Annotated in this window: 8 protein-coding genes; all 8 read right to left on the bottom strand. The window is 68.5% G+C overall.

Annotated features, from left to right (window positions below; translation table 11 throughout):
- Positions 1-359 precede the first annotated feature (359 nt).
- The 8 genes from JK358_RS09020 to JK358_RS08985 all read right to left on the bottom strand — a co-directional run bounded on the left by JK358_RS09020 (position 360) and on the right by JK358_RS08985 (position 7837).
- Entirely contained in the window at positions 360-983 is a 624-nt protein-coding gene (locus tag JK358_RS09020) for a DUF305 domain-containing protein (RefSeq protein WP_232851014.1), read from the bottom strand.
- On the bottom strand, positions 973-2514 hold the full coding sequence (locus JK358_RS09015; RefSeq protein WP_201945410.1) for an LVIVD repeat-containing protein: 1542 nt from the start codon (positions 2512-2514) through the stop codon (positions 973-975). Before JK358_RS09015 ends, JK358_RS09020 begins: the two co-directional genes overlap by 11 nt.
- A gap of 82 nt (positions 2515-2596) precedes the next feature.
- Complete coding sequence (locus tag JK358_RS09010; protein WP_307817402.1) at positions 2597-3823, bottom strand: cytochrome P450 family protein; 1227 nt, start codon at positions 3821-3823, stop codon at positions 2597-2599.
- On the bottom strand, positions 3820-5088 hold the full coding sequence (locus JK358_RS09005) for a cytochrome P450 (RefSeq protein ID WP_201945409.1): 1269 nt from the start codon (positions 5086-5088) through the stop codon (positions 3820-3822). The genes JK358_RS09010 and JK358_RS09005 overlap by 4 nt, the downstream gene beginning before the upstream one ends.
- Positions 5085-5615, bottom strand: coding sequence for a GTP-binding protein (locus tag JK358_RS09000; RefSeq protein WP_201946234.1), 531 nt, complete (start codon positions 5613-5615; stop codon positions 5085-5087). The genes JK358_RS09005 and JK358_RS09000 overlap by 4 nt, the downstream gene beginning before the upstream one ends.
- 76 nt (positions 5616-5691) lie before the next feature.
- Positions 5692-6048 carry a DUF742 domain-containing protein gene (locus JK358_RS08995; protein ID WP_201945407.1) on the bottom strand — a complete coding sequence of 119 codons (357 nt, stop codon included), beginning with the start codon at positions 6046-6048 and terminating at the stop codon, positions 5692-5694.
- Complete coding sequence (locus tag JK358_RS08990; protein ID WP_201945405.1) at positions 6045-6458, bottom strand: roadblock/LC7 domain-containing protein; 414 nt, start codon at positions 6456-6458, stop codon at positions 6045-6047. The genes JK358_RS08995 and JK358_RS08990 overlap by 4 nt, the downstream gene beginning before the upstream one ends.
- Complete coding sequence (locus JK358_RS08985) at positions 6458-7837, bottom strand: sensor histidine kinase (RefSeq protein WP_201945404.1); 1380 nt, start codon at positions 7835-7837, stop codon at positions 6458-6460. The genes JK358_RS08990 and JK358_RS08985 overlap by 1 nt, the downstream gene beginning before the upstream one ends.
- Between the last annotated feature and the right edge of the window lie 96 nt (positions 7838-7933).

The following is a 7933-nucleotide window of genomic DNA, read 5'->3' as shown; positions in this document are numbered from 1 at the left end:
TTTGTATCCCACTGCCCCTGGGATGGAACACCGCCGGATTGCCGATCGGTGTGCGACAGCACCTCGATGTGCTGAATTAACTTGGTATTCAATCGCATTGGATCGAATACACGGGGGTAGCCCCCCCGATGGGCCCCACGATACCCGCCCGGGTGGTGGACCGGTAGTGCTGCGTTCGGTGAGATTGCTTCGATCCACACCCCTCGTATCGCCGACTCTCACATCGAAACATACTTGGGCGCATCATATCTCGCATGCCCTAACTTGTGCTTGGTCGCAAGGACAGGTAACGGGGGGGTTCGATTGTGCGCGAGGCCAATGGGCGGGCGAATCGCGCCGATTCGAGGTATCGGATATCGCTATGGATAGGGGAGTGGATCCGCCTCCCGTGCCGTCAGCAAGGTTGTCATGACCCCTAATTCGCTGACCTGCTGCCGGACGATTTCCATCGCGGTCCGCCGCACCTGCGCATTGCTCGCGTGGGCATAGGCGGCCTGCGCCATATCCACGCCACCGCGATGATGCCGGATCATCAATTGCAGGAAAAGCACTTCGGCGTCGGCGCCGCGGGCCGCGGCCAGCCGGGTGATCTCCCCGGTGCTCGCCATGCCCGGCATGGCCGCGCCCCCGGTGTGCTGGTGTGTGCCTGTCATCCAGCTCATCGGCTGCTCGGCGGTGCGCGGCAGGTCGAACAGCGCCAGCCAGCCGCGCATCATGGCGATCTCGGCCGTCTGCGCGGTGCTCATCTGGTCGGCCAGCGCGCGGATCTGCGCCGTGACATCGCGCGCCAGCGTGCTCGCCAGCAACACCACCTGATCGTGATGGGTGGACATGTCCTGGGCGAAACCGATCTCCACCGCGGTGAGCCGCAGGCCCGGGTCGGTGGCATCGGGCGCGCTCCACCGCCCGAGCGTGAAGACCGCCAGCACCGCCAGCAGGGCCGCGCCCACGCGGGTGAACCGCGTATTCAGCCTAGGAACCAATGGTCGAATCCTGGTTCGCCGGTGGCGAATACACCGCCGGATCGAGTTGCAGCACCATGAATCCGTTGTCGGAACAGGTGGTCCAGAGTTGGCTGCCGTGCCACTCCGGCGGTGACAGGCACCAATCCGCCGACAGATCTCCGAATACGGTCTGGCTCATACGCGGCCCGAACAGCACATTCGGATCGATGCGGCCCTGCAGCGCATCCCGCACCAGCGGCACCAGGCCGAACAGCGGAACGCCGAGGTTCGACGACAGCACGTGCGGCGAATTCGGCAGCAGCGCCTGCCTTCCCGTCTGCGCGGGCGGGTTGTAGTAGGCGATCTCGCGGATATCGGCGAGCGAGCGCACATCGAACACCCGGATCCCGCCCTGCCCCCAGGAGCAGGCCAGCGCCGTCGGATCGTCGATCCGGTCGGCCGCACAGTAGTGCGAGTCGTAGGAGTACGCGGAACCGCCCATGGCCGAACGCCATTGGTCGTCGATATTGCCCGGCAGGTTCACCTCGAGTTTGAGCGTCCGCAGGATCCGCGGGTTGCGCGGATCGGCCACATCGATGAGTTTCACACCGCCCGAACCGGCTTCGTCCGGCGTGAAGATATGGGGCCTGCCGCCGTAGGTGACCGGCACGCTGTGCTGATTGAACAGCCCGTCCGCCCACAGCTGCGTAGCCAGTTGCGGCACAGCGGGATACGGATCCCGGCGCTGGATCGCGCTGATATCGAGGATATTGATGCCGGTCTGCACCGACAGGTACATGGTGTTGCCGTCCGGGCTGATCCCGAACCCGTGCTCGGTCAGCGCCTGCACGCTCTGCCAGATGATGCGCGGATTCGCCGGATCGGCGAGATCGATGGCGCTGAGCACCCCCGGCCCCACCCCGGACACCCAGTAGGTCATGCCGTCCGGGGAGAACCCGCCCTCGTGCGACAGGAACGGCAGCGGCATGGTCAGATTCGTGCCCACCCCGGCATTGAGCAGCCGCGGATGCGCGCAGTCGGAGATGTCGTAGACCGAGAAATACCCCGTGCCCATGGCCACCGGCACCGCGGTCGCCGCGAGCAGTTTGCGTTCCTCGTTGACCTTCAACGACTCCCAGGTGCCGCCGAGCATGGCGGGCTCGTCCAGCGACGCCGTGCGCACCGGATTCGCCGGATCGGACACGTCGAGGACGTGCACGCCGGGCGCGGCGGGGTCGAGCAGGTTTCCGGGGAAGAAGGTGCTGGTGTAGGAGCAGTGGTCGTAGGTGACCGACAGGATCCCGCCACCCTGCTCCTGTAGGCCGCCGATCTGGAACAAGTTGCACGAGTAGCCCAGGGTGCTGCGCCCGCTGTTGCGATCCTCGGTGGGCACATCCCCCTGCAGGCCGGTCTCCGGCGACGAGCCGGGCCCGCAATCCGCCCGTGGCACGGCCGTCGAGCCGATATCCATGGAAGTGAAGGTTTCCGCCTGTGTCGCGGCGGGCATGACCCCCGCACACAGCGCCACTGCGATGGCTGCGGCCGCAGTGCGGATACGCCTCGACACCATCGCCCCCTTCCCCTGGCGAGTTGTAACGTGTTGCAGCCTAGGGGAAGGGGGCGGGCGGCGAAGCGGAATCGACGTTCTGGAATCAGCCCAGATGCAGCGGCAGCCCGGTGAGATCGTTCTGGGTCATGACCGGAAGGTTGCCGATCTCCTCGGCGGCCACGGCCAGCTTCATATCCGGGAAGCGCGCGAACAGGGCGGGCAGGGCGATGGCCGCCTCGAGCCGGGCCAGGGCCGCGCCCGGACAGATGTGCGGACCGTAGCCGAAGGAGATATTGCGGCTCGCCGTCGGGCGGGTGACATCGAAATCGTCGGCGTCCGCGCCGTGCACGGTGGTGTCGCGGCCGACGGCGCGGTAGGAGATCACCACGCCCTCGCCCTTCTCGATCACGGTGTCGCCCAGCGGAATATCGTCGGCGGCGAAGCGCATGAGCAGGTGGGTGACCGGACCGTCGTAGCGCAGGGTCTCCTCGATGGCCTGCTTCCACTCGATATCGCCGGAACGGATCTTGTCGAGCTGTTCGGGACGGGACAGCAGTGCGCGCACCGCATTCAGGATGAGGCTGACCGTGGTCTCGTGGCCCGCGGCCACCAGCGCCTGAAGATTGCCCGCCACCTCCTCCGGGGTGAGCGGTTCGCCGCCCTCGTCGGCCAGGATGAGCGCGCTGGTGAGATCGTCACCGGGTTCGGCGGTCTTGCGGGCCACCATCTCGGCGAAGTAGACGTTCAATTGCTCGATGACGCGCAGTCTTTCGTCCTGCGGGGTCATCACCGAGAAGAACGCCTTGTAGCTCTCCAGCAGCATGGGGCCGTCCGAGCGCGGGACGCCCATGAGGTCGCTGATCACGCGCATGGGCAGCGGGTAGGCGAAGATCTGCTTCAGGTCCACCACCGCGCCGTCGCGCCCGGCCGCCTCGAGATCGTCCAGGAGTACGGCGGTGATCGCCTCGATGGCCGGGCGCATCTCCTCGAGCCGGCGCGGGGTCAGCGCCTGGGTGGTCTTGATGCGCAGCCGCCGGTGTTCCGGGCCGTCGACGGTGAACATGGAGCGGCCCACATCGATCATGCCGATGAGCGGCCACTGCCGGGTCACCGCACCCGACTGCCACAGCCCCCAGTGGTTGATGTCCTTGACAAGCCGTGCGTCGGTGAGCAATTGGCGCGCGACGGTGTGGTCGGTGACGGTCCAGGCGGGGACGCCGAGCAGTTCGATACGGGCGAGCGATCCGGCGGCGCGCAGCCGGGCGGTCTCCCCGGCCAGATCACCCACCATCGGATCGATGGCGATGGCGTGCGGGCATGCAGAACTCACGAAAAACCTCCGACGGCGCGAACAGGTGTGAAAACGACAGGTAGAGAAGTCATTCCGCGCAGGAACGGAGACGGCCGCCGCACCAGGTTCTGGGCGGGCACGGCCAGATCGATATCGGGCAGCCGGTCCAGCAGCACCTCGATGCCGGTCCGGGCGATGGTCTCGGCGATCTGCTGCGCCGGGAACGGACAGCGGTACTCGCCGTGGCTGAACGCGAAGTGCGCGCTGTTGCCGTTGTGCACGGCGCTGTCGGAAACATGCTGGCGCACATGCGGATCGGTATTCGCGGCGGCCAGGCCGAGCAGCAGCAGATCACCGGCGCGAATCAGCTTGTCGCCCAGGGGGGTGTCCCGGGCGGCCCAGCGGCCGGCCAGGATGGAGGACGGGGCCTCCTCCCACAGCACCTCGTTCATGGCCTGCCCGACACTGCGGCGGCCGCCACCCAGGGCGGCCGCGAAACGGTCGTCGGTGAGCATGAGCCGCACCGAATTCACCAGCCAGTCCGAGGTCGGCAGATGCCCGGCCGCGGTGATGGCCATCAGGTCCAGCACGTACTCGGTATCGGTGAACTGATCCGGATGCGCCAGCATGCGCGACACCAGATCGTCGCCGGGCACGGCCTGTTTGCGGGCCAGCAGATTCTGCATATGACCCATGAAGGCCATGTATCCGGCCTGGGCGTCCGCGCCGCCGTCGGCCATGATCTTCATGGCCCGCGCCAGTTCCGGGCCCTCCGCGTCCGGGAAACCCAGCAGCCAGGCCAGCACCAGCACCGGCAGCGGTTCGGCGAACTCGGCCACCAGGTCCGCGGTGCCGCGCCCGCAGAAGGAGTCGATCAGGCGGTCGGCCAAACTCTCACAGACGCGGCGCAATTCGAACGGGTCGGCGGCTTCGAGCGCGGGCTCCACCATGGCCACATGGCGCAGGTGCTCGGCCCCGGCGGTGAAGTAGATCGACGGCATGGGCTGCCCGACCATGGGCAGCAGCGGCCAGTCCGGCGGGATGTTGCCCCACTGGTTCCACAGGCTCACATCACGCGGGAACAGTTCCGGCGAACTGGTGACCTGATGCATCTCGCGGTAGCCGATCACCAGCCAGGCGGGCACATTGCCGGGTAGCTCCACCGCCACCACCGGACCGTGATCGCGGCGCATCTCGCGGTAGAGGCTGTGCGGGTCGGTGTGAAAGCGGGGACCGCTCAGCGGAACCACGCCGGAGTCGTGCGGTACCGGGCAGGCGGACGAGCCGGGCGCGGGCGAGGTCATTCGACGGTCTCCGGGGTGTAGAGGTGTTCGACGAGGGCGATCAGGACGTCGCGGCAGGAATCGCGGTTGCGCGCGTCGCAATCGATCAGCGGGACATGCGGATCCAGATCCAGCGCGTCGCGCACCTGGTCCGGGTCCGCGTCGCCGCCGAAGTTGTTGCACGCCACCACGAACGGCGTGCGCTGATGTTCGAGACGGTCGATGGCGTACCAGGAGTCCTCGATGCGGCGCTGGTCCACCAGCACGATCGCACCCAGCGCGCCGGTGAACAGCCGGTCCCACAGGAACCAGAACCGTTCCTGGCCGGGCGCTCCGAACAGGTACAGCACGTGCTCGTCGTCGATGGTGATGCGGCCGAAGTCGAAAGCCACCGTGGTGGTGGTCTTTCCGGGCGCACCGGCCGGATCGTCGACGCCCACGCCGACCTGGGTCATGGTGGCTTCGGTGTCCAGGGGCCGGATTTCGCTGACCGAGCGCACCATGGTGGTCTTGCCGACGCCGAAGCCACCCACGATGACGATCTTCAGACCGTGCCGGGTGTCGGCGTGCAGCGGCGAATCCGCGCGGGCGGGACGGGGGTCGCGACCCCGGGGGTTCCAGAAGTCAGAGCTTGCGGAGTCCAACGAGCACCTTCTCGAGCGTGGTGGTGTCGGGCAGTGAATTCCAGTGCGCGCCAGGGTTGTGGCGTGGATGTCGCACGGTGATCCGGCCCGCGTGCAGCAGGTCCGACAGCAGGATGGTGGTGATGCCGACCGGGAGCCGCAGTTCCGCCGCGATCTCCACGACGGCCGTCGGCGCCCGGCACATGTCCAGGATGGCCCGATGCTCGGACTGCATGCCCGGCGTCGGATCACATTCGGAGACAACGAGAGTCACGAGATCGAACGCATCCGAATCCGGGCGGCTGCGTCCGCCGGTCACCGTGTAGAGCCGGTCCGGACTCTCGTCTGGCCTGGTCACGACACGCTCGCTCCCCGCACTCGGGGCTGGGCGGTCAGATGATCGGCGAGCTGCTCCACGAGTTCGCGCATATTGTGGCCGACCAGCCCGGCATCGGCGTCCTCGGCGGCGACCACCGCGATGTGCGCGCCCACCCCGGCCTCCACGATGAACAGGATGCCGCCGTAGAACTCGGTCATGGACTGCCGCACACCGCCGCGCCCGTCGCCGAATTCGACCGACGCGCCGTGCGAGAGGCTCTGGATACCGGCGGCGATGGCGGCCAGCTGATCGGCGCTGTCGTTACCGAGTTCCGGCGTATGGCAGATCTTCAACCCGTCCCCGGACAGCAGTAGCGCATGCCGGGCGTGCGGGGTGCGCGCCAGCAGTTGCTCCAGCAGCCAGCTCAAATGTGTCGCGGACGGTGTCATCACTCGCTCTCCATGCCTTGGGACGGGGACGGATCGGCCGAACTCCCACGGCCGTTCACCGCGCGCTGGAACGCGCCCAGCGCGGACGGCGGCGACGCCGGGCGCACCGGCGCGGCCACCTGATCGTTCAAGCCCCCCGGATGTGTCGCCGCCAGCGTGCTGCCCCGGCGGCGGCGCGGCAGGCCCCCGGCCGCGGCGGCCCCCGCGCGCTGGGCGAGGTCGTCGAGACCGGCGGGTGCGGGTTCGTGGACCTCGGGCGCCGCGGCGGGTGCGGCCACGAGTTCCGGAACAGGCTGTGCCGCAGCTACTTCCGGCGTCCCTACCGCCGCGAACTCGCCCGAGGACACCGGGCTCAGCGTGGCCAGGGTTCCGGTCTGCCGCTCGACGCGGGTGGTCAGCTCGCGCGGGACCACCACGACCACGGCGGTACCGCCGATGGCCGACGGGCGGTAGGACACGGTGAGGTCGTGCTTACGGGCCAGGTGCCCGACGACGGCCAGGCCCAGCCGGGTGCCCGACAGCGAGGAGAGGTCGGCGCTGCCCTGCTGCTTCGAGACGGTCTGTTCGGCTCGGCGCAGGGCGGATTCGCTCATCACCAGGCCGCTGTCCTCGATGGTGATCACCACGCCCGCGGGCACCTCGGCGGCGTAGACGTGCACCTCGGTGGTGGGCGGGGAGAAGTTGCAGGCGTTGTCGAGCAACTCGGCCAGCGCGTGCATGACACCCTCGGCCGCGTGACCGGCGATGGCGATATCGGTGACCGCCCGCAGCCGCACCCGCTGATAGCCCGCGACCCGGCCCATCGCGCCGCGCAGAATCGATTCCATGGCAATGGGTTTCGCCCACCGGCGGCCCGACCGCGCGCCGCTGAGCACCGCGATGCTGTCGGCCAGCCGCCCGGCCTGCGCGGTGCGGTGATCCAGCTCCAGCAGATCCGCGAGCACCTTGGGATCGGCGTGCCGATGCTCCATCTCGCGCAGTTCGGCCAGCATGGAGGTGCTCATGGCCTGCATGCGCCCGGCCGCGCCCGCGAAGGCCGCCAGTGCGGCCGCCCGCCGGTTCTCTCCGGCCTTGACCTCCTGGGTCTTCGCCGCGACCGCCGCGTTCAGGGCTTCGAAATGGGCCTGTGCGTTGCTGATTCGCGCATTGGCCTCGTGCACGGTGGCGGCGATGCGCGCCTCGGTCTCGGTGCCGTGCGAGGCCGCGGACCGCCGGGCCCGCAGCGCCTCCCCGCGCCAGTAGGCCGCGGCCGTCACCGCGGCGCAGCACAGCACCGCGAGCACGCTCGCCCCGGCCGCCAGGGGAATACGAAAATCACTGGGCGCGAAGAAAACCGCCGCGCCGACCACCGCGACTCCGGCCGCCGCGGAGGTCAGCATGGCCTCGTACGGTAGCCGTACACTCCGGACGGCGTCGCGCTCGCCGCCCGGTGGATTCGATGACTCCGACACTCCGCACTTCCGCACTCACGTTCA

The sequence above is a fragment of the Nocardia acididurans genome, from assembly GCF_016741815.1.
Taxonomy (GTDB): Bacteria; Actinomycetota; Actinomycetes; order Mycobacteriales; family Mycobacteriaceae; genus Nocardia; species Nocardia acididurans.
This window is presented reverse-complemented; position numbering and strand designations above follow the sequence as displayed.